The organism is Kitasatospora sp. NPDC034035, from assembly GCF_055575755.1.
Window position 1 is genome coordinate 170,324 of record NZ_JBVISA010000010.1, and the last position, 18,066, is coordinate 188,389.

At 74.0% G+C, this 18,066-nt stretch carries 19 protein-coding genes; 3 read left to right on the forward strand and 16 right to left on the reverse strand.

Features of this window, described 5'->3' with window-relative positions:
- Window positions 1–41: 41 nt before the first annotated feature.
- The 15 genes from hypD to ACZ52J_RS16800 form a co-directional block, all read right to left on the reverse strand.
- Complete coding sequence (hypD, locus tag ACZ52J_RS16730; RefSeq protein WP_465619487.1) at window positions 42–1,166, reverse strand: hydrogenase formation protein HypD; 1,125 nt, start codon at window positions 1,164–1,166, stop codon at window positions 42–44.
- The gene (locus tag ACZ52J_RS16735) at window positions 1,163–1,570 is read right to left on the reverse strand and encodes a HypC/HybG/HupF family hydrogenase formation chaperone (RefSeq protein ID WP_465619489.1); all 408 of its coding nucleotides are present in this window, start codon (window positions 1,568–1,570) and stop codon (window positions 1,163–1,165) included. Before ACZ52J_RS16735 ends, hypD begins: the two co-directional genes overlap by 4 nt.
- Window positions 1,571–1,576: 6 nt before the next feature.
- Complete coding sequence (gene hypF / locus ACZ52J_RS16740) at window positions 1,577–3,895, reverse strand: carbamoyltransferase HypF (RefSeq protein WP_465619491.1); 2,319 nt, start codon at window positions 3,893–3,895, stop codon at window positions 1,577–1,579.
- Window positions 3,892–4,710 carry a hydrogenase nickel incorporation protein HypB gene (hypB, locus tag ACZ52J_RS16745; RefSeq protein WP_465619493.1) on the reverse strand — a complete coding sequence of 273 codons (819 nt, stop codon included), beginning with the start codon at window positions 4,708–4,710 and terminating at the stop codon, window positions 3,892–3,894. The genes hypF and hypB overlap by 4 nt, the downstream gene beginning before the upstream one ends.
- 5 nt (window positions 4,711–4,715) lie before the next feature.
- A complete protein-coding gene (gene hypA / locus ACZ52J_RS16750) occupies window positions 4,716–5,093 on the reverse strand; it encodes a hydrogenase maturation nickel metallochaperone HypA (RefSeq protein ID WP_360491012.1) in 378 nt (125 codons plus the stop codon).
- 166 nt (window positions 5,094–5,259) lie between these two features.
- A complete protein-coding gene (locus tag ACZ52J_RS16755; RefSeq protein ID WP_396287881.1) occupies window positions 5,260–5,364 on the reverse strand; it encodes a DUF6893 family small protein in 105 nt (34 codons plus the stop codon).
- Window positions 5,358–5,864, reverse strand: coding sequence for a hydrogenase maturation protease (locus ACZ52J_RS16760; protein WP_465619495.1), 507 nt, complete (start codon window positions 5,862–5,864; stop codon window positions 5,358–5,360). The genes ACZ52J_RS16755 and ACZ52J_RS16760 overlap by 7 nt, the downstream gene beginning before the upstream one ends.
- Window positions 5,861–7,267 (reverse strand): hypothetical protein, encoded by a 1,407-nt coding sequence (locus ACZ52J_RS16765; protein WP_465619497.1) that lies wholly within the window; start codon window positions 7,265–7,267, stop codon window positions 5,861–5,863. The genes ACZ52J_RS16760 and ACZ52J_RS16765 overlap by 4 nt, the downstream gene beginning before the upstream one ends.
- Window positions 7,264–7,908 carry a DUF6084 family protein gene (locus ACZ52J_RS16770; protein ID WP_360491021.1) on the reverse strand — a complete coding sequence of 215 codons (645 nt, stop codon included), beginning with the start codon at window positions 7,906–7,908 and terminating at the stop codon, window positions 7,264–7,266. The genes ACZ52J_RS16765 and ACZ52J_RS16770 overlap by 4 nt, the downstream gene beginning before the upstream one ends.
- Complete coding sequence (locus ACZ52J_RS16775; RefSeq protein ID WP_360491024.1) at window positions 7,905–8,552, reverse strand: DUF5947 family protein; 648 nt, start codon at window positions 8,550–8,552, stop codon at window positions 7,905–7,907. The genes ACZ52J_RS16770 and ACZ52J_RS16775 overlap by 4 nt, the downstream gene beginning before the upstream one ends.
- Window positions 8,549–9,016, reverse strand: a complete 468-nt coding sequence (locus ACZ52J_RS16780; RefSeq protein WP_465619500.1) for a thioredoxin — start codon at window positions 9,014–9,016, stop codon at window positions 8,549–8,551. The genes ACZ52J_RS16775 and ACZ52J_RS16780 overlap by 4 nt, the downstream gene beginning before the upstream one ends.
- Window positions 9,013–10,797, reverse strand: a complete 1,785-nt coding sequence (locus ACZ52J_RS16785; RefSeq protein ID WP_360491030.1) for a nickel-dependent hydrogenase large subunit — start codon at window positions 10,795–10,797, stop codon at window positions 9,013–9,015. The genes ACZ52J_RS16780 and ACZ52J_RS16785 overlap by 4 nt, the downstream gene beginning before the upstream one ends.
- An 82-nt stretch (window positions 10,798–10,879) precedes the next feature.
- The gene (locus tag ACZ52J_RS16790; protein ID WP_465619502.1) at window positions 10,880–11,926 is read right to left on the reverse strand and encodes an NADH-quinone oxidoreductase subunit B family protein; all 1,047 of its coding nucleotides are present in this window, start codon (window positions 11,924–11,926) and stop codon (window positions 10,880–10,882) included.
- A gap of 133 nt (window positions 11,927–12,059) precedes the next feature.
- Window positions 12,060–13,751, reverse strand: a complete 1,692-nt coding sequence (locus tag ACZ52J_RS16795) for a hydrogenase maturation protein (RefSeq protein WP_465619504.1) — start codon at window positions 13,749–13,751, stop codon at window positions 12,060–12,062.
- Window positions 13,752–13,915: 164 nt separating this feature from the next.
- Window positions 13,916–15,049 carry an FAD-dependent oxidoreductase gene (locus tag ACZ52J_RS16800; RefSeq protein WP_360491039.1) on the reverse strand — a complete coding sequence of 378 codons (1,134 nt, stop codon included), beginning with the start codon at window positions 15,047–15,049 and terminating at the stop codon, window positions 13,916–13,918.
- A 201-nt stretch (window positions 15,050–15,250) separates the two neighbouring features.
- On the opposite strand from ACZ52J_RS16800, the gene ACZ52J_RS16805 reads away from it, so the two are divergent.
- Window positions 15,251–16,165 carry a hypothetical protein gene (locus tag ACZ52J_RS16805; RefSeq protein ID WP_465619506.1) on the forward strand — a complete coding sequence of 305 codons (915 nt, stop codon included), beginning with the start codon at window positions 15,251–15,253 and terminating at the stop codon, window positions 16,163–16,165.
- A gap of 51 nt (window positions 16,166–16,216) precedes the next feature.
- Here the strand turns inward: ACZ52J_RS16805 and ACZ52J_RS16810 are convergent, their stop codons facing one another.
- Window positions 16,217–16,792 (reverse strand): hypothetical protein, encoded by a 576-nt coding sequence (locus tag ACZ52J_RS16810; RefSeq protein ID WP_465619508.1) that lies wholly within the window; start codon window positions 16,790–16,792, stop codon window positions 16,217–16,219.
- A gap of 105 nt (window positions 16,793–16,897) precedes the next feature.
- Here ACZ52J_RS16810 and ACZ52J_RS16815 point away from each other — a divergent pair, with 105 nt between their 5' ends.
- Together ACZ52J_RS16815 and ACZ52J_RS16820 are read left to right on the forward strand one after the other, a co-directional pair.
- Window positions 16,898–17,401 carry an N-acetyltransferase gene (locus ACZ52J_RS16815; protein ID WP_465619510.1) on the forward strand — a complete coding sequence of 168 codons (504 nt, stop codon included), beginning with the start codon at window positions 16,898–16,900 and terminating at the stop codon, window positions 17,399–17,401.
- Between the two features lie 190 nt (window positions 17,402–17,591).
- Window positions 17,592–18,011, forward strand: coding sequence for an SsgA family sporulation/cell division regulator (locus ACZ52J_RS16820; RefSeq protein WP_465619512.1), 420 nt, complete (start codon window positions 17,592–17,594; stop codon window positions 18,009–18,011).
- Window positions 18,012–18,066 lie beyond the last annotated feature (55 nt).

Below are 18,066 nucleotides of genomic sequence, written 5' to 3' on the forward strand. Positions count from 1 at the left end.
GCGGGGCGTCGGGGGCCGCGGCCCCGGTGAGGATTTCGGTGTCAGCCAACGGGGCTCGCCTCCTGAGCAGCGACCGGCGCGCTCAGCCGCCGGTAGAGGTAGTACGCGGCGCAGGCGCCCTCGCTGGAGACCATGGTGGCGCCGAGGGGGGTGCGCGGGGTGCAGACCGTGCCGAAGGCCTCGCACTGGTGGGGCTTCAGCAGTCCCTGCAGCACCTCGCCGCTGCGGCAGGCGGCGGGTTCACATGTGGTGATCCCCGCGACGTCGAAGCGGTGTTCGGCGTCGTGGTCCCGGTAGTGCGGCGCGAGCCGCCAGCCGCTCTGCGGGATCACGCCGATGCCGCGCCAGGGGCGGTCGGCCACTTCGAAGACGTCCTCCAGCATGGCGCGCGCCGCCGGGTTGCCCTCCGGCCGGACGGCCCGCGGGTAGGCATTGTCGACGGTGTGCTCCCCGCGCTCCAACTGCCGTACGGTGCGCCGGATTCCCTCCAGGATGTCGAGCGGTTCGAAGCCGGTGACCACGATCGGCACCCGGTGGCGGTCGGCGAGCGCCGGGTACTCGTCGGTGCCCATCACGCTGCACACGTGACCGGCGGCGAGGAAGCCCTGGACCCGGCAGTCCGGCGACGCCATGATCGCGTCGATCGCCGGGGGCACCCGGACGTGCGAGACCAGCATGCTGAAGTTCCGCAGGCCCTGCTTCCTGGCCAGGTGGACGGCCATCGCGTTCGGCGGCGCGGTGGTCTCGAAGCCGATGCCGAAGAAGACGACCTCCCGGTCCGGGTTCTCCCGCGCGATCCGCAGCGCGTCGAGCGGCGAGTAGACCACCCGGACGTCGCCGCCCTCGCCGCGGACCCGGAACAGGTCGCGGTCGGTGCCGGGCACCCGCAGCATGTCCCCGAAGGAGCAGAAGATCACCTCGGGCCGGGCGGCGATCGCCAGCGCACGGTCGATCATCTCCAGCGGGGTGACGCACACCGGGCACCCCGGCCCGTGAATCAACTCGACTTCCTCCGGCAGGAGTTGGTCGATGGCGTGCCGGATGATGCTGTGCGTCTGACCGCCGCACACCTCCATCAGCGCCCACGGCCGGGTGACCGTGGCCCTGATGTCCGCGAGCAGGCCCTCGGCCAGCTCCGGGTTGCGGAACTCCTCCAGGTACTTCACCGTCCGGCCTCCTCAGCCGCTCGCGCCGCGTCCTGCCCCGCCACCGCGTCCTGCCCCGCCACCGCGTCCTGCTCCGGCACAGCGTCCTGCTCCGCCGCCGCGTCCTGCTCCGGCACCGCTGCGAACGCCCCCGCGGCGAACTCGCCCGCCGCCTCCCACGGGTCGCCGAACTCCTCCTGCAGCAGCCCGAGTTCCTCGAACAGGGCGAGGGTGCGCCGGGCCGACTCCTCGTCCAGTCGCTGCAGCGCGAAGCCCACGTGGACGATCGCGTAGTCGCCCACCGCGAGGTCGGGCAGGTACTCCAGACACACGTCCTTGATCACCCCCCCGAAGTCCATGACCGCCATCCGGGTCCCGTCCCGCTCCCCGATCTCCGTCACCCTGCCGGGTACCGCCAGGCACATCCGCTCTCACTCCTCCCGGGTGGCCGCCGAGCGGGCGGCCACCATCAGCTGGCCGAGCGCCAGCCCTCCGTCGTTGGGCGGCACCCGGCGGTGCCGCAGCACGGTGAAGCCGTCCTCCCCGAGGCCGCGCGCGCAGGCCGAGGAGAGCAGGGCGTTGGCGAAGACGCCGCCGCTGAGCGCCACCGTGGTCGTGCCGTACCGCTCCCGGACGGCCGCGCACACCCGGCGGACCAGGTCGGCCACCGCGGCGTGGAAGCGTGCGGCGACCAACCCGACGGGCGCGCCCGCGGCCACGTCCGCCACCACCGCGGCCAGCACCGGCCCGGGGTCGGCGAGCCAGCCGTCCGCCCGGGCGGGCAGCCCGAATCCGTAGCCCGCCACCGCACCGAACTCGGCGGCGGCCGCCTCCAGTTCGATCGCCGCCTGGGCCTCGTACCCGGCCCGCTGGCAGATCCCGGCGAGCGAGGAGACCGCGTCGAAGAGCCGGCCCATGCTGGAGGTCGGCACGCAGTTCAGGCCGCGCTCCAACTGCCGCTCCAGCAGCCGAAGTTCCTCCGCCGGGCAGGCCGCGACCGGCGGCAGCCCGGCGGTCCAGGGCAGCCCGGCGGCGCGCAGGTGCGCCAGCGCGGTCCGGTACGGGCGTTCGACCGCCGTGTCCCCGCCGGGCAGCGGCACATAGCCGAGGTGGGCGAGGCGGCGGAACCCGTCGTAGTCGGCCAGCAGTACTTCGCCGCCCCAGATCGCGCCGTCCTCGCCGTAGCCGGTGCCGTCGAAGGCCAGGCCGAGCACCGGCCGGCTGCCGTCCAGGCCGTGCTCGGCCATCACGGCGGCGATGTGCGCGTGGTGGTGCTGCACCTGGCGCACCGGGCGGCCGGCGGCGGTCCGCTCGGCGTGCCGGACCGAGCGGTAGCCGGGGTGCCGGTCGGTGACCAGCAGTTCGGGGCGCACCCCGGTGACCGTGCCGAGCTGGTCGACCGCGCGGTCGAAGGCGCGCAGCGTGGCAAGGTCGTCCATGTCCCCGATGTGGCCGGACAGCCAGGCGTAGCCCTCGCGGGCCAGCGCGAAGGCGTTCTTCAGGTCGCCGCCGACCGCGAGCGCCGGGCGGACGGGCACCGGCAGGGGCAGCGGCAGCGGCGCGTATCCGCGTGAGCGGCGCAGCGGCAGCTGTTCGCCGTCCACCACCCGCACCACCGAGTCCTCGCACGGGACGTGGATCGGCCGGTCGTGGGTGAGCCAACCGTCGACCAGCGGGGCGAGCTTCTCCAGGGCCTCCCGGTCGTCGGTGACGATCGGCTCGCCGGAGAGGTTGGCGCTGGTCATCACCAGCAGGTCCGGCCCCGGTGCGGCGAGCAGCAGATGGTGCAGCGGCGTGTAGGGCAGCATCACCCCGAGGTCGGGGCTGCGTGGGGCCACCGCCTCGAACTCGGGCGACGGCGCTCCGGTGCGGCGCAGCAGGACGATCGGCCGTACCGGTCCGGTGAGCAGTTCCCGCTCGACCGGGCCGAGCGGCAGCAGGCCCTCGACGGTGGCGAGGTCACGGGCCATCAGCGCGAAGGGCTTGTCGCCGCGCCGCTTGCGGCGGCGCAGCAGGGCGACGGTGCCGGCGTCGCGCGCGTCGCAGGCCAGGTGGTAGCCGCCGATGCCCTTGACGGCGAGGACCGTCCCGGTGGCCAGCAGCCGGCGGGCCTCGGTGAGCGCGTCCTCCCCGGCGAGGTCGGCGTGCCCGGGCACGGTCAGCGCGAGCCGCGGCCCGCAGGCGTGGCAGGCGACCGGCTGTGCGTGGAAGCGGCGGTCGGCCGGGTCGGTGTACTCCCGGGCGCAGTCCGCGCACATCGGGAAGCCGGCCATGGTGGTGTTGGCGCGGTCGTAGGGCAGGCCGGTGACGATGGTGTGCCGGGGGCCGCAGTTGGTGCAGCTGATGAAGGGGTGCCGGTGGCGGCGGTCGGCCGGGTCGGCGAGTTCGGCGAGGCAGTCGGCGCAGACGGCGACGTCGGGCGGGATCAGGGTGGCCCGGGGCCCGTCGGTCCGGGACGGGGTGATGGCGAAGCCCGTCGCGCCGGTGGCGGTGAGCGGCGCGTGTTCGACGGAGGCGACGTGCGCGAGCGGCGGCGCGTCGCCGGCCACTCGCCGGCAGAACGCCTCCACCGCCTCGGGGCTGCCCTCGACCTCGGCCAGGACGCCTTCGCCGGTGTTGGTGACGCTGCCGGCCAGGCCGAGTTCACCGGCCAGGGTGAAGACGAAGGGCCGGAAGCCGACCCCCTGGACGAGGCCGCGGACGGTGACCTGCCGCCGCTCGCGGTCGAGTGCGCGGGGACCGACCGTCACGGGGCCTCCCCGACCACCGCGTTCTCGTGCCCGTTCTCGTGCTCGTGCCTGTTCTCGTGCCCGTGCTCGTGTCGGTGCCCGTGCTCGTGCTCGTGCTCAGGCCTGTGCTCGTGCCCGTGCTCATGGGGGGTGGCAGCCATCACCGGCCGGTGCGGCTCGGCGCCGTCCAGGACGGCCAGTGCCCGCTCCAGCAGCGCCCCGACGCCCTGCCCGGTGCGGGCCGAGGTGTGCACCACCTCCACCCCGGGGTTGACCCGGCGGATGTTCGCCGTGAACGTGGCCTCGTCGAAATCGGCCGCCACGGCGAGGTCGGTCTTGGTCACCAGCACCAGGTTGGCCAGCCCGAAGGCGGTCGGGTACTTGAGCGGCTTGTCCTCGCCCTCGGTCACCGAGGCGAGCACCACCCGCAGCGACTCCCCGAGGTCGTACGAGGCCGGGCAGACCAGGTTGCCGACGTTCTCCACGAAGAGCAGCCGGCAGTCCTGCGGCAGCCAGCCGTCCAGGTGTCCGGCGAGCATCCGTGCCTCGAGGTGGCAGAGCCCGTCGGTGAGCACCTGCTTGACCGGCGCGCCCGAGCGGGCCAACCGTAGCGCGTCGTTCTCGGTGGCGAGGTCGGCGGTCAGCGCGGCGACCGGCACCCCGCGCCGCCGGGCCAGCCCCAACTCGGCTTCCAGCAGGGCGGTCTTGCCGCTGCCGGGGCTGGAGAGCAGGTTCACCGCGACCGTCCCCCGGGCGGCCAGCGCCGCCCGCAGCTCGCGGGCGCTGTCGTCGTTGCGGGCGAGGACCGCCTGGCGGAGGTCGACCGTGCGGCACATCGGCATCAGCCTTTCTGTTCGGCCGGGACGTCCGGGCGCTCGGCCCACTCGACGTCGAGGATCTGGAGCTCGCGCCCGGACAGCAGCTCGACGCCGCCGCCGGAGCAGCTGGGGCAGCCGAGGTCCGGCGGCATGCCGACGGCCCACTCGGTGTCGCAGGGCACGCACCGGGCCCGCGCCGCGACCGGCTCGGTGTGCAGCACCGCGCCCTCCACCAGCGTTCCGGCGCAGGCCAGTTCGAAGCAGAAGTCGAGGGCCTGGGGGACGACTCCCGCCAGCTCGCCCACCTGCAGCCGCACCCGGGCCACCCCGGCGGCCCCGTGGTCACGCGCGGCCGCGTCGACCTGTTCGACGACGGCGGCGGCGATCGACATCTCGTGCATCGGTCCCTTCCCACGGCGGGCGGTCGGCGCGCCCACCACCAGGCGGGCCCACGACCAGGCGGGCCTCCCGACAAGGCGCGCCCCATTACAAGGCGCGATGGCGGCGACGGCTCGAAGCCGCGCCGCCACCGCGCCCGGGGCTGCACCGTTCGCAGCAATTCGCGGCTCACATCCGTGAGATCCGCAGGTACCGCTTGAGGTCCGGCAGGCTCTGCCAGACCAGTGCGCCGAGCCCCGCCAGCAGGGCCGTGCAGAACAGTTTCCTCAGCATGGTGTTGTCTCCCTCTCCGACTGTGTGGCCTCGTCCAGGACCCGCAGGACCACCTGGACCGCTTCCTCGACGGCGGCGGCGACGGGGGCGCTGAGCCCGATGCCCTCCTCCAGTGACTCCGGCTCGCAGCCGACCACCAGCACCCGCCCGGGCGGCTCGCCGCCGGTGCCGGCGGCGAGCGTGGCGAGCAGCGCCAGCACCGCGTCCGGTCCCATCCGGTGTCCGTCCAGGATCGGCGCCTCCAGCGGCTCGGCGGCCGCCTCGATGAGGTAGACCGTCCCGGGCGCCCCGCCGCGGCAGGTGGCGTCCACCAGGACGGCGGTCCGGTAGCCGTCGAGCAGCCGGTACGCCAGGTCCACGCCGCGCACGCCGATGTCGACCGTCTCGACGCCGTCCGGCAGCGGGTGCGCGGCCAGCCGCCGGACGGTCTCCACGCCGAACCCGTCGTCACCGAGGAAGATGTTGCCCACCCCGGCGACCAGGACCGTCCCGCCGCTCATGCGCCCACCCCGTCCCGGACGGCACCGTCCGGATCGGCGCCGTCCAGCGGGGTGACCTCGTCGGGCTGGAAGTAGCGGAACCGGCCCTGGGCCCGCCACAGGTCGGCGCCCGGGTCGTCCTCCAGCGTGACGGCCAGGTGCACCGAGCCGTCGACGTCGTGCAGCACCGCCTCCACCACGCCGGTGCGCCCGTCGAGGAAGAGGTCCTGGGCGTCGGTGCGCCGCCGTCCGGGCCGCAGCAGGACCCGGCTGCCCGCGCCGACCGACCGGCCGTCGACGAGCACCCGGTCCCGCTCGGGGTCGACCGCCGGATCACTGCCCGGGTCCCACCAGGGCTGCTCCGTGTCGGCATCGGCGCCGGTGAGGTCGCGCAGCCCGCGGATGGCGCCGTGCAGGCGCTCCAGCACCTCCGGTGGCATGGAGTCCGCCAGGTCGATCACGGCCGCGGCCCGCTCGTCGGTGCCCCGGGCCTCCCGCTTCTCCTCCTCGGTCAGGGCCGCCGTCCGCAGCGCCAGGATCTCGTCGATCTCGGTCGCGTCGTAGAGGGTGCCGAGGCTCTCCGGGGCGACGCGCGGGTGGTCCTCCAGGATGATCGGCGAGGACAGCACCACCCCGCGTTCGCCGTCCGGTCCGGCCAGCACGGGCCAGGTGTGCCGGCTGCGGCAGCCCTCGACGGCCGACCGGGCCCACTCGGGCGGGTCGGTGGCCGACACGAACCGGCCGTGCTCCAGCCCCAGCAGCAGGTGGGCGGAGACCAGGGAGCGCGGCAGCGCCTCCTCACGGCTCGCCCGCCGGGGCGGCACCCAGGCGGAGACGTTCTCCACCACCGCCTTCAGCCGCTGCGCCCGGTACGGGCCGGGCAGTTCCTCGACGGTCAACCGCACCAGGCCGTCGACCTGTTCGCGGCGCCGCACCAGCCGTCCGACGGCGGTGCCGTGCTCGCGGAGCAGCTCGGTCTCGCCGACGCCCGGCAGCCGGAACGCCCGCTGCACCCCCTCGCCGATCAACTCGTCGACGGAGAGCAGGAGCTCGATCCGCTCCTCGACGCCCTCGTCCCACTCCACGAGCACCCGGTCGGCGAGTTCCAGGCGTTCCACCGGCTCGAAGCCGCCGGAGTCGGTGGCCTGTTCGACGGTGCGCCGCTGGACCCGCAGGAAGCGCAGTTCGACGGCCAGCCGGTCCTCCCGACGTGCCTCCATGACGCACTCGGTGCGCTGGTGCGAGTGCTCGCCGCCCTGCGCGGTGTACTCGGGCGGCACCAGGACGCCGAACTGCCAGCGCAGCCGGTTCTTCGCCGCCGAGGCGCGGTACGGGTAGAGCACGTAGCCCTCCAGCAGCACCGCGTCGGCGATCTGCCGGGCGGCCGCGAAGCCGCGTTCGATCCCGGCCGGGAAGGCGCTCACCGGGCCACCTCCTCGATCGCGGCGGCCGTCAGCAGCTCACGCACGGTCGCCTCCCAGGAGGGCAGGGCCTGCCGGGAGCGGTAGGCCAGCAGCGCGTCCATCACCTCGTCGGGCAGGCGCAGCCAGCCGCAGCCGGGGAAGTGCTGGTCGATCGCCTCCCGCCAGACCCGTACCGGCATCCGCACCTGGGCCTCCTTGTCCCAGGGCACCGGGGTGACCTGGAAGCCGCCGGGGCCGGCGAAGGCGGTGCCGGAGAAGAGCAGCAGCAGGGGTACGTCCCCGCCGTCGAGCGCCCGGAAGTAGCGGGCGGAGGCCACCTCCAGGTCGTAGCTGCACGGCACGGCGAGGTCGGTCTCGGTCTCGCCGGTGAAGCCGGGCACCAGCAGCGGCACGGTGGCGAACTGGATCGGGTGGAGCGTGCTCGCCCAGCGCTGCCGCTCGCCGAACAGGTCGGTCAGCCGCTCGCCCTCCGGCTCGGCGTACGACCGGCGGCCGGGTTCGATCCGCAGCTGGCACCGGAGCACCAGGGCGTGCACCCGGGTGTCGGCCGGCGCGGTGATCCGCAGCCGGAACACCAGGGTCGGCACGGCCGCGTACGGGTCGGACCGCACGCCGGTGCATGAGAAGCCGAGCGTCGTCATGCCGTCACCGTCGCGGGCAGCGGGCGGGCCCGGGCGGCCAACCGTTCGAAGAACGCGTCGAGTTCGGCTCGCGCCTCGGCCCCGCCGTCGAAGCCGTGCCAGCACCGCCGCAGCCGGCCGACCAGCTCGTAGCAGATGTCGATCGGCACCAGGAAGCACTCGACGCGCCGGTCGGTGCGGCGCAGCAGCAGCGCCTCGACGTCCGGTTCCAGAGCGGCGGCCAGCCGGCTGCCGCCGAGGGCGCGTTCCCAGGCTTCCTCGTCCACTTCGCTCTCGGTGGCGCCGGCCGGGCCGGGGTAGAACGCGAGCAGTTGGTCCAGGACGGCGTTGCGGAACAGGAACGCCGTGCCGACCGGGATGCCCAGGACCGACCAGGCCCGCTCGTCCAACCCGCCGTCCGGGTCGGCGAGGTAGCGGTCCGGTACGGTGCGGAAGCGCCCGCCGGCCGCGGCCGGCTGCTGGAACAGCAGGCCGCAGGCGGTGCAGGTGCACGCCAGCGCCCGTTCCTCGACGTCCACCAGGTGGCGGTGGCCGGCCGGCAGGTCCCGGCCGCAGAAACCGCACTGCTCGGGGCGCGGCGGCGCCGGCTCGCGCAGTCGGCGCAGCAGGGCGGTTCCGTCGCGGGAGATCCGGCGGGTGTTCATCGCGCCTCCGCGGTCTGCGGCGGGCGGGTGGCGATCTGCAGCAGTTGCGGGTCGCGGGCCAGCTCCAGGGCCGTCACCTCGGGGGCGTGGCAGGCCAGGACGGCCTCCACGTCGCCCTCCGCGCTGCCGCAGCCGGAGGCGGTCCGGCGCAGCCGCAGGACGCCGGTGCCCGGGTCGAAGCCGAGCACCTCGACCCGCTCGGGCAGGGTCGCGAGCGCCCGGTCGATCCGGGCGGTGACGGACTCGGGGTGCAGGTCGTGCAGGAGCAGCAGCCCGGCCACCGCCGGGTCGTCGAGCATCCGTTCCAGGGCGGGCGGGGGCAGCGCCGGGACGATCCTGGCCAGCCCCTGGCCGTAGAAGTCCATCAGGTCGCGGACCAGTTGCTCGCCCGCCTGCTCGGCTCCGCTGCCGGTCAGGGCGTCCAGGGCCTCCTGGATCCGCAGCCCGGTCTGTTCGGCCGTCATGCGGTGAGCCCGCTCAGGCCGGTGGGCACGTGCATGGTCTGTACGGTGCGCCCGCCGACGTACATGTGCACGCCGCAGGGCAGGCAGGGGTCGAAGCTGCGCACCGCGCGCATGATGTCGATGCCCTTGAAGTTCTCCGGGGAGTTCTCCTCGAAGATCGGGGTGTTCTGCACCGCGTCCTCGTACGGGCCGGGCGTGCCGTAGCTGTCGCGGACGCTGGCGTTCCACGGGGTGGGCGGGTACGGGTGGTAGTTGGCGATCTTGCCGTCGCGGATCACCATGTGGTGCGAGAGCACGCCGCGCACGGCCTCGGTGAATCCGCAGCCGATCGACTCGTCCGGCACTTCGAAGCGTTCCCAGGTCTGGCTGCGCCCGGCCCGGACCTCGTCGAGCGCCTTCTCGGCGAAGTGCAGGGCGGCGGCGGCCGCGTAGGCCTGGAAGTAGGTGCGGGCCCGGTTGCGTTCGAGGGCGTTGCTCCACTGCGGGATCTTCCACTCGAAGGTGACCTCGGGCTTGGTCATCGAGCGGGGCAGGTTGATCTGCACGCTGTGGCCGGTGGCCTTGATGTAGCCGATGTCGACCAGCCCGGACAGCGCGGTGGACCAGAGCCGGGCGATCGGGCCGCCGCCAGTGTCCAGGGCGAGGTGGTCCTTGCCGTCGAACCAGCGCGGGGACATCACCCAGCTGTACTTGTCGTCGAAGTTGCGCTTCTGCGGCTGCGGGATGGTGTGCTGGTTCCACGGGTGCCGGGGGTCGACCGGGTTGCCCAGCGGGTCGTGGGTGACGAAGAGTTCCTTGCCCTGCCAGTCCTCGTAGTAGGAGCTGCCGAGCAGGATCCGGATGCCGAGGTTGATCTGCGTCAGGTCGTTGGTGACGAGCTTGCCGTCCACGACGATGCCGGGGGTGACGAACATCCTGCGTCCCCAGTCCGTCATGTTGCGGTAGGTGAAGTCGCAGTGGTCCGGGTCGTTGAGGCTGCCCCAGCAGCCGAGCAGGATCCGCCGCCGGCCGACCTCCTCGTAGCCGGGCAGCGCCTGGTAGAAGAAGTCGAAGAGGTCGTCGTGCAGCGGCACGACCTTCTTCATGAACTCGACGTAGCGCATCAGCCGGGTGAGGTAGTCGGTGAACAGCTGCACGGTCGCGACCGTGCCGACGCCGCCAGGGTAGAGCGTGGAGGGGTGCACGTGGCGGCCCTCCATCAGGCAGAACATCTCCCGGGTGTACCGGCTGACCTGCAGCGCCTCGCGGTAGAACTCGCCCTCGATCGGGTTGAGCGAGCGCATGATGTCGGCGATCGTCTTGTACCCGTGGTCGCCCGCGTGCGGCGCCTCGGTGCGCTCGGCCAGTTCCAGCACGCCCGGGTTGGTCTCGCGGACCATCTTCTCGCAGTAGTCGACCCCGACCAGGTTCTCCTGGAAGATGTTGTGGTCGAACATGTACTCGGCGGCCTCGCCGAGGTTGATGATCCACTCGCCGAGGTGCGGGGGCTTCACCCCGTACGCCATGTTCTGGGTGTAGACCGAACAGGTGGCGTGGTTGTCGCCGCAGATCCCGCAGATCCGGCTGGTGATGAAGTGCGCGTCGCGTGGGTCCTTGCCGCGCATGAAGACGCTGTAGCCGCGGAAGACCGAGGAGGTGCTGTAGCACTCCGCGACGCGCTTCTGCTTGAAGTCGATCTTCGTGTGGATGCCGAGGCTGCCCACGATCCGGGTGATCGGGTCCCAGGACATCTCGGTCAGGCCGCTGCCGTCGCCGGCCGCCCTGGTCGTCGGTGTTGCCATCGTGTCTGTCGTGTCCTTCTCTGCAGGGGGCGGAGGCGTCGGCGACGGGCCGCACACCACGGGGGCGTGCGGCCCTTCGGCGTCACCAGGGCGGTCGGTAACCCGTGGTCAGGTGGCGCCCGGTGTGGCGCCACTTCGGTTCCTTGTCGACGGTCTTCAGCGTGATCGCGCGCAGCCGGCGGACCACCGCGCCGTACGCGCTGCTGGCTCCGGTGGAGACGCGCGAGCCGGGCGGCGGGTCCATGAAGGGCATGAACTTGTCCGGGAAGCCCGGCATGGTGCAGGCGATGCAGATGCCGCCCACGTTCGGGCAGCCGCCGATGCCGTTGGTCCAGCCGCGTTTTGTGACGTTGCACTTGACGACCGGGCCCCAGCAGCCGAGCCGCACCAGGCACTCGGGAGTGCCGTAGTCGGTGGCGAACTGGCCCTGCTCGTAGTAGCCGCCGCGGTCGCAGCCCTCGTGGACGGTGGCGCCGAACAGCCAGGTCGGCCGCAGCTTGTCGTCCAGCGGGATCATCGGCGCCGAGCCGGCCAACTGGTACAGCAGGTAGGTGAGCGTCTCGGCGAAGTTGTCGGGCTGGATCGGGCAGCCCGGCACGCAGACGATCGGCAGCCCGGCCTTGGACTTCCAGTCCCAGCCCAGGTAGTCCGGCACGCCCATCGCACCGGTCGGGTTGCCGGCCATCGCGTGGATGCCGCCGTACGTGGCACAGGTGCCGATCGCGACCACGGCGGTCGCCTTGGGGGTGAGCCGGTCCAGCCACTCACTGGTGGTGATGGGCTGGCCGGTGGCGGGGTCGTCACCGAAGCCGCACCAGTAGCCCTCCTTCTTGATCTTCTCGTTGGGGATGGACCCCTCGACGACGAGGACGAACGGCTCGATCTCGCCGCGCTCGGCCTTGAAGAACCACTCGACGAAGTTGTCCGCGCCCTGGACCGGGCCGCACTCGAAGTCGATCAGCGGCCAGTGCACGGCGACCTTGGGCAGGCCGGGCAGCGCGCCGGTGACGATCTCCTCGATGCTGGGCTGCATCGCGGCGGTCAGCGAGACGGAGTCGCCGTCACAGCTGAGGCCGGCGTTGATCCAGAGAATGTGCACCACGTCGGTGTCGGTTGTTGCAGCACCCATGAGGATGCCTCCTCGGGGATGGGAGCCGGACGAAATGGCTCAAACACAGTCATAGCAACAGTCCGGACCGGTCGCCGTTCCACGGACCCGACGGGGTCACCCCCGGGAGCGCAAGCCGGCCGGGCCGTTCGGGTCACGTCTCGGCGAGGAGCCCTGCGGGGGCGGGGCGCTTGCGGACGAACGCGGACCGCAGCGCGTGGTACGGCGATTCGGGGGTGAAGAACTGCCGGTGCATCACCGCCAGCTCCTCCTCCCGGTAGGCGGCGAGCGGCTTGGCCGCCTCGTCGGCCTCGCGCGCGGCCTTCTTCCCCGCGATCCGCCGCTGGACGGCGGGCGAGGCGGCGAGCAGCCCGGCCAGGCGGGCCGCGACCGGCCCGAACTCCTGCGGCCCGCAGTCGACGACCCGGTCCACCAGGCCGATCCGCTCGGCCGACGCCGCGGACACCGGCAGCGCCTGCCGGGTCAGCCGCTCGGCCTGCGCCGGCCCCACCCGGCGCGGCAGGGTGTACGTCCAGTACTCCGACCCGTACAGCCCCATCAGCCGGTAGTGCGGGTTGAGGACGCAGCCCCGCCGGCACCACACCTCGTCCGCCGCCAGGGCGAGCATCGCCCCGCCGGCCGCCGCGTTCCCGCCCAGGGCGGCGACCACCAGCCGGTCGGTGGTGGTGAGCACCTCGGCGACCAGGTCGTCCATCGCGGTGATGTTGGCCCAGGACTCGGCGGCCGGGTCCGGCGCGGCCTCGATGACGTTGAGGTGGATGCCGTTGGAGAAGAAGTCCCGGCCGCCGCCGAGCACCAGCACCGAGGTCGGCCGGCGCAGCGCGAAGCGGTAGGCGTCCAGCAGGCGGCGGCAGTGGTCGGTGGACATCGCGCCCCCGGGGAAGGAGAAGCGCAGGAAGCCCACCGGGCCCTCCTCGCGGTACTCCAGGTCCGTCCACGTGGACCGCCCGCCCGCGCCCGTCATCAGCGGCGCCGCCACCTCCGGCAGCGCGGGCAGCAGGGCGCCGAGCGCCGTCACCGCCGGGAGCTTGACGGTCGCGCGCCCGCCGGGCGGGCGCCGGCGCCGGAGTTCCGGGATCCACACCGCGCCGTCCGCGGTGGCCCGGCACACCGCCCCGGCCCGGGTGGCGATCAGCTCGCCCGGGCGGCCGCGCAGCAGCGGCTCCGGGTGCCCGCCGTGCAGGTACCACTCGTCGTCGCCCAGCGTGTCGAGCACCCCGGGCTGGGAGTCCGCCGCGCGGAGCTTGCGCAGGACCGTGGCGGTGGGGTCGGCCGCCCAGTCGATCCGGCGCTCCGCCTGGCGCAGGAAGGGGCGCACCCGCACCGGCTCCCGCCAGGACGGGCCGTGCTGCGGCTGCGGCGCGTACGAGCCGGAGGCGAAACGCTCGACGGCGGCCAGCACGGCCCGGACGGCGGCGTCGGAGACCTCGTTGCGGTACAGGTCGCTCTTCCCGAGCCCGGGCAGTCGGCAGGGCTCCCGGGCCCAGACCGGCCCGGCGTCCATCTCCGCCTCGGCCTGCAGCACCGTCACGCCCCAGTCGGCGGCGCCCTCCTGGATCGCCCGGTCGAGGGAGGAGGGGCCCCGGTCGCCGGGCGGGCCGGGATGGACGACCAGGCAGGTCAGCGCCGACCAGACGTCCTCGGGGATCGCGGTGCGCAGCATGGGCGCCAGCAGCAGGTCCGGCGACCGGCGGCGGATCGACGCCCGCAGTTCCTCGTCGTCCCCGGCGAGCAGGACGTCCACGGTGTGCCGCCGGTCCCGCAGTTCGGCGTGGAGGCGCTGGCTGAGGCTGTTGAAGGCGCTGGCGAGGAGCAGGATCCGCATGTCTGCCTCCGGGGGTGCGGGCGGCCGGGAACCCGGCGATCATCACCCCCGGTCCGACGGACCCCCGGCCGGTGCGGCATGCCGCGCCGCCCGTTCACCCGTGCGGCGGTCACCCGCGGGGGCCGGCCTGCGGCGGTCACCGCGCGGGTGTCAGCGGCCGGCGGTCACCGTGCGGGGGTGAAGTCCGGCAGGCGGTCCAGGCTCTCGGCGACGGCGGCGAAGCCGTACTCGAGCATCTGCTGCTCGTACTGCTCGACGGCGTCCGGGAGTTCGGCCGCGCCCCGCTGGACGGCGGTGAGCGTGCGGGCGAGCAGGGCGGCGTCGCGCAGGGCCGTGTTGGCGCCCTGGCCGCCGCTCGGCGGCATGGTGTGGATCGCGTCCCCGAGCAGGGTGACCCGGCGAGTGCCGCTCCAGTGCGGTACGGGCTCGGCGTAACGGACGGTCAGGGGGGAGCTGTTGACGACGTCGGCCTGGCGGACGAGCTCGACGAGGTCCGGGTGCCAGCCGTCGAGCAGGTCCAGCAGGTCGCCCCGGACGGCCTCCCAGGGCCTCGGCCCGGCGGGAAGGTCGCCGGTCGGCATCACCACCCAGCGCAGGTAGCTCCCGGTGTCGGGCAGCCGGACGTCGGGCGCCAGCTCGGCGGCGGCGAGCCTCGGCGGCCGACGGAACTCCATCCGGCCGAGCAGCAGGCTCGCGCCGGTGCCGTGCACCACGGTGCCGAAGCCGGGGACGAGGGCGGCGAACCGCTCGGTGAGCGGGGTGCGTCCCAGGACGGCGCTGCCGGGGAGGGTGACCACCTCGGCCCCGGGCAGCAGTTGGCGGCGCACCGCCGAGCCCACGCCGTCCGCGCCCACGAGAAGGTCGCCGACCGCGCTGCTCCCGTCGCCAAGGTGCGCCTCGACCGTGCCGTCGGCCCGCTCGGTGTAGCCGACCACGGGCTTGCCGAACTCGACCCGGTCGCCGAGCCCGGCCAGCAGCAACTGGCGCAGCACGTACCGGTCGGCGGCCGTGCCCTCGTCCGCGGTGCCGAGCCGGCGGATCTCCTGCAACTGCTGGTCGACGACCCGTCGCTCGCCCGCCATCGGCCCGGAGACGGCCGCCAGCAGGGCGTGCAGCCGCTCCGGCAGGCACGCGTGCAGAGCCGCCAGGCCGTGCGCGTTCAGGGCGATCCGGAAGCCCTGGTAGCGGCTGTGCGGGCCGTCCTCCCGCTCGAGCACCCGGACGTCCACGCCCGCCCGCAGCAGTCCGTGCGCGAGGCAGAGCCCGCCGAGTCCGGCCCCGGCCACCAGTACCTTCATGTCCACTCCCCTGTTCGTCTCCCCGCCGGAGTCGATCTTGCCGCAGGGAGCCGACCCGGTGTCAGTGAGCTTTGTGGCCGGAACCGTATGACAAACGTCACCGCTTCGAACGTCACCGGCGACCTGCGGCGGAACGCGTGGCGCGGACGGGCCGTACCATGGCGGCCTCTGGAACGAGCGGTGGGACGAAAGGAACGGGACGTGCGCGGGGGCGAGCTGGTGGGCGGTCTGGGGCGACTGGTCGGGGCGGCGGCGGGAGCTGCCGCGGGAGCCGCGGCCGGGTTGGGCGAGGCCGGGCGGCAGGCCGTCCTGCGGGGCGGCCGGGCGGCCGCCGGCGGGCGGTGGGCGCTCACGGCCCTCGGCTCCGTCGAACGGCCGCCCGTTCCCGCCACCGAGCCGTGGAAGCTGTCGGTGGGCACCCTGATCGGCCGCCACCCCCGCACCCCGGCCGTGGTGCACAAGCTGCTCGGGCTCCTCGACGGCCTCGGCGCCGTCCACCTCGGGCCGTCGCAGGTCGGCTTCGACGGCGAGGAGATCGAGTGGGACAAGGTCGTCGAGATCCGCACCCGCAACGCCTTCGAGGTGCTGACCACCACCGCCCTGGAGCACGAGGTGGACCGGATCCGCGAGTTCCTGCCGCCGGTGCCCGGCCGCAAGTGGGTCGTCACCAGGGCCGGCGAGGCGCTGGCCACCGTCGTCCTCGCGGCCCTCGAACGCGGCTCGGTCGACCAGCGCCTGGACGAACTGACCGTCCCGGCCCGGATCGTCCACCGCGGTCTGCTGGGACGCCAGCGCACCCTGGACGCGGGCGTGTTCGCCGCCGCGACGCTCGTCGTCACCGCCCGGACCGGCGAGAGCCTGATCGCCACCGCCCGCAGCCGCGGTATCCCGGTCCTGCCCGCCGAACAGCTCGCCGAGCCCACCGACGCCGCCCGGGTCGCGGCCCTGCGGGAGCGCACCGACGCCGTCGCCCGGCTGCTGAACCGCATCGAGCAGAACGACCCGGAGCCGCCGGAGGTGGAGAGCACCCGGTCGCCGGCGGCGGAGGCCGCCCGGCCGCCGCTGTCGCTCGACAAAGCCGCGAGCGACAACGGCCGGGAGCCGCAGGCCCGTTGAGCTGCATGCTCATGGAGTAGCGGCGCCACCGGGCGCGGCCCGGGCGGGCCGTCAGTGGCCGCCGCGGGGCTCCTCGCAGCCGGTGCCGTCCGGGTAGCCCGCGAAGGCGTCCGCCGCGGTGGTGGCGCTGCTCATCGTGCCCTCCAGGCACAACGGGGTGGCGTCGACCAGGAAACTGACGCCGGTCGGGCCGTTCGGGGCGACCTTCACCTTGGCGGCCGGGTAGCCGAGACCGGTGAGCAGACCACGGGTGCTGTCCGGAGCGAAGTCGCCCCGGGCGCGGAGGGGCTCGAGCGCGCCCTTGATCCGCCGCACGGCGTCCAGGCCGTCGCAGCGCCGCTGACCGTGCAGCGGGATGGGCACCTTGAAGCCGTGGTTCTCCGCGTAGTGGTCGACGGGCGCGGTGGCCTGGGCCGAGCCGCTCGCGGTCGGCGTCGGGGTCCTGGTCGGGGTCTCGCCGGGGCAGGGGAAGTCGGCCGCGAGGGTGGGCACCGCCGCCGTCGCGCCCCCCGCCCCCGTGCCGCCGGGCGCGTCCGCGTGCTTCGTCCCGCACCCCGCCGCCAGTACGGCCAGGGCCGCCACCGCCGGTATCCCGAGGCGCCCCCACCTGGTCCTGATCATCGTCATCCGGTGATCATGCCCCGGCGGCGGGCCCGGCGTCATCCCGGCCGGTCAGGCCCCGCGCCGATAATCCGGGCGGCCCGGAGCCTGCCTCGGCTAGGCTCCAGGCCCATGACCTGGCTGCCTGCCGATTTCGTCCACCCCGTCCACGTGCCGCTCCCCGGTGGCAGCCACCACCTGCGCCCGATCGCCGGGACCGACACCGAGCTCGACTACCCCGCCGTGATGGGCTCCCGCGAGCGCCTCTGGTCGATCTACGGCGAGGCCTGGGGCTGGCCCATCGCCACCATGACCTACCAGCAGGACCTCGACGACCTGGTCCGGCACGAGCGGGAGATCGCCGCCCACGAGTCGTTCAACTACGCGCTGTTCGACGAGGCGGAGACGGCCCTGCTCGGCTGCGTCTACATCGACCCGCCCCAGAAGGCCGGCTCCGACGCCGAGATCTCCTGGTGGGTGGTGGACGACCGGGTCGGCACCGAGCTGGAGCGGGCGCTGGACGCGCTCGTCCCCCGGTGGATCACCGACGCGTGGCCGTTCCGCCGGCCCTGCCTCATCGGCCACGAGGTCTCCTGGCAGGAGTGGCTGGCCCGGCCCGCGGCCGCCCGCGCCTGAGCCGACGGCCGCGCACTCGCGGCCGGGCTCCGGGCGGCCGGGCGGCCGGGCGGCGGGGGAAGTACCCATGCCTGCACGGACGTTGTGAAAGTTTCGCGGACCCGGACTGTACCGGGGGGCACCGGGTAGGCGCCGGACGGGGCGCCCGCCCGAGCGGGGCGGCGCGTCCGGACCTTAGGAGGGTCGTTCGATGCAGATGCCCGCCCACTCGATGCCCGTCACCTTCCCCGACAGCCCACTGCCCGACGTCCCGGTCACCGCCGAGCTGCGGTTCGACCCGGACCTGCCGTACGCGGCATGCCTGGCGTTCCCGCTGACCCCGTGCGAGTGCGTGACCGTGGACGCCCAGGTGTGCTGGTACTTCAGCCGCGAGCTGCTGAACGAGGGCCGGCACGCCCCCGCCGGCAGCGGTGACGTCAGTGTGAGCCCGGGGCCCGACGGTGAGGTGCTCATCACTCTGCGGGGGCCTTCCGGAAAGGCCGTCCTCAGCGCCCCCGCCGCCGAGGTATCGGCCTTCCTCTCGGACTCCTTCTCCCTGGTGCCCGCCGGATCGGAGTCCGAGCACCTCGACGTCGACGCCGCGCTCGCCTTGCTGCTCCCGGGCGACTGACCGGAGCCCGCCCGGCGCCGCCGGAGGACCGCGCATGTTCCGCCGTCGGAGTGAT

What these genes read in the sequence shown, in the direction of transcription:
- ACZ52J_RS16735 (WP_465619489.1), bottom strand. Translation starts at nt 1,570, where the DNA reads ATGTGCCTGGCGGTACCCGGCAGGGTGACGGAGATCGGGGAGCGGGAC.
- hypB (WP_465619493.1), bottom strand. Translation starts at nt 4,710, where the DNA reads ATGTGCCGCACGGTCGACCTCCGCCAGGCGGTCCTCGCCCGCAACGAC.
- hypA (WP_360491012.1), bottom strand. Translation starts at nt 5,093, where the DNA reads ATGCACGAGATGTCGATCGCCGCCGCCGTCGTCGAACAGGTCGACGCG.
- ACZ52J_RS16755 (WP_396287881.1), bottom strand. Translation starts at nt 5,364, where the DNA reads ATGCTGAGGAAACTGTTCTGCACGGCCCTGCTGGCGGGGCTCGGCGCA.
- ACZ52J_RS16760 (WP_465619495.1), bottom strand. Translation starts at nt 5,864, where the DNA reads ATGAGCGGCGGGACGGTCCTGGTCGCCGGGGTGGGCAACATCTTCCTC.
- ACZ52J_RS16770 (WP_360491021.1), bottom strand. Translation starts at nt 7,908, where the DNA reads ATGACGACGCTCGGCTTCTCATGCACCGGCGTGCGGTCCGACCCGTAC.
- ACZ52J_RS16775 (WP_360491024.1), bottom strand. Translation starts at nt 8,552, where the DNA reads ATGAACACCCGCCGGATCTCCCGCGACGGAACCGCCCTGCTGCGCCGA.
- ACZ52J_RS16780 (WP_465619500.1), bottom strand. Translation starts at nt 9,016, where the DNA reads ATGACGGCCGAACAGACCGGGCTGCGGATCCAGGAGGCCCTGGACGCC.
- ACZ52J_RS16785 (WP_360491030.1), bottom strand. Translation starts at nt 10,797, where the DNA reads ATGGCAACACCGACGACCAGGGCGGCCGGCGACGGCAGCGGCCTGACC.
- ACZ52J_RS16790 (WP_465619502.1), bottom strand. Translation starts at nt 11,926, where the DNA reads ATGGGTGCTGCAACAACCGACACCGACGTGGTGCACATTCTCTGGATC.
- ACZ52J_RS16795 (WP_465619504.1), bottom strand. Translation starts at nt 13,751, where the DNA reads ATGCGGATCCTGCTCCTCGCCAGCGCCTTCAACAGCCTCAGCCAGCGC.
- ACZ52J_RS16800 (WP_360491039.1), bottom strand. Translation starts at nt 15,049, where the DNA reads ATGAAGGTACTGGTGGCCGGGGCCGGACTCGGCGGGCTCTGCCTCGCG.
- ACZ52J_RS16810 (WP_465619508.1), bottom strand. Translation starts at nt 16,792, where the DNA reads ATGACGATGATCAGGACCAGGTGGGGGCGCCTCGGGATACCGGCGGTG.
- ACZ52J_RS16815 (WP_465619510.1), top strand. Translation starts at nt 16,898, where the DNA reads ATGACCTGGCTGCCTGCCGATTTCGTCCACCCCGTCCACGTGCCGCTC.
- ACZ52J_RS16820 (WP_465619512.1), top strand. Translation starts at nt 17,592, where the DNA reads ATGCAGATGCCCGCCCACTCGATGCCCGTCACCTTCCCCGACAGCCCA.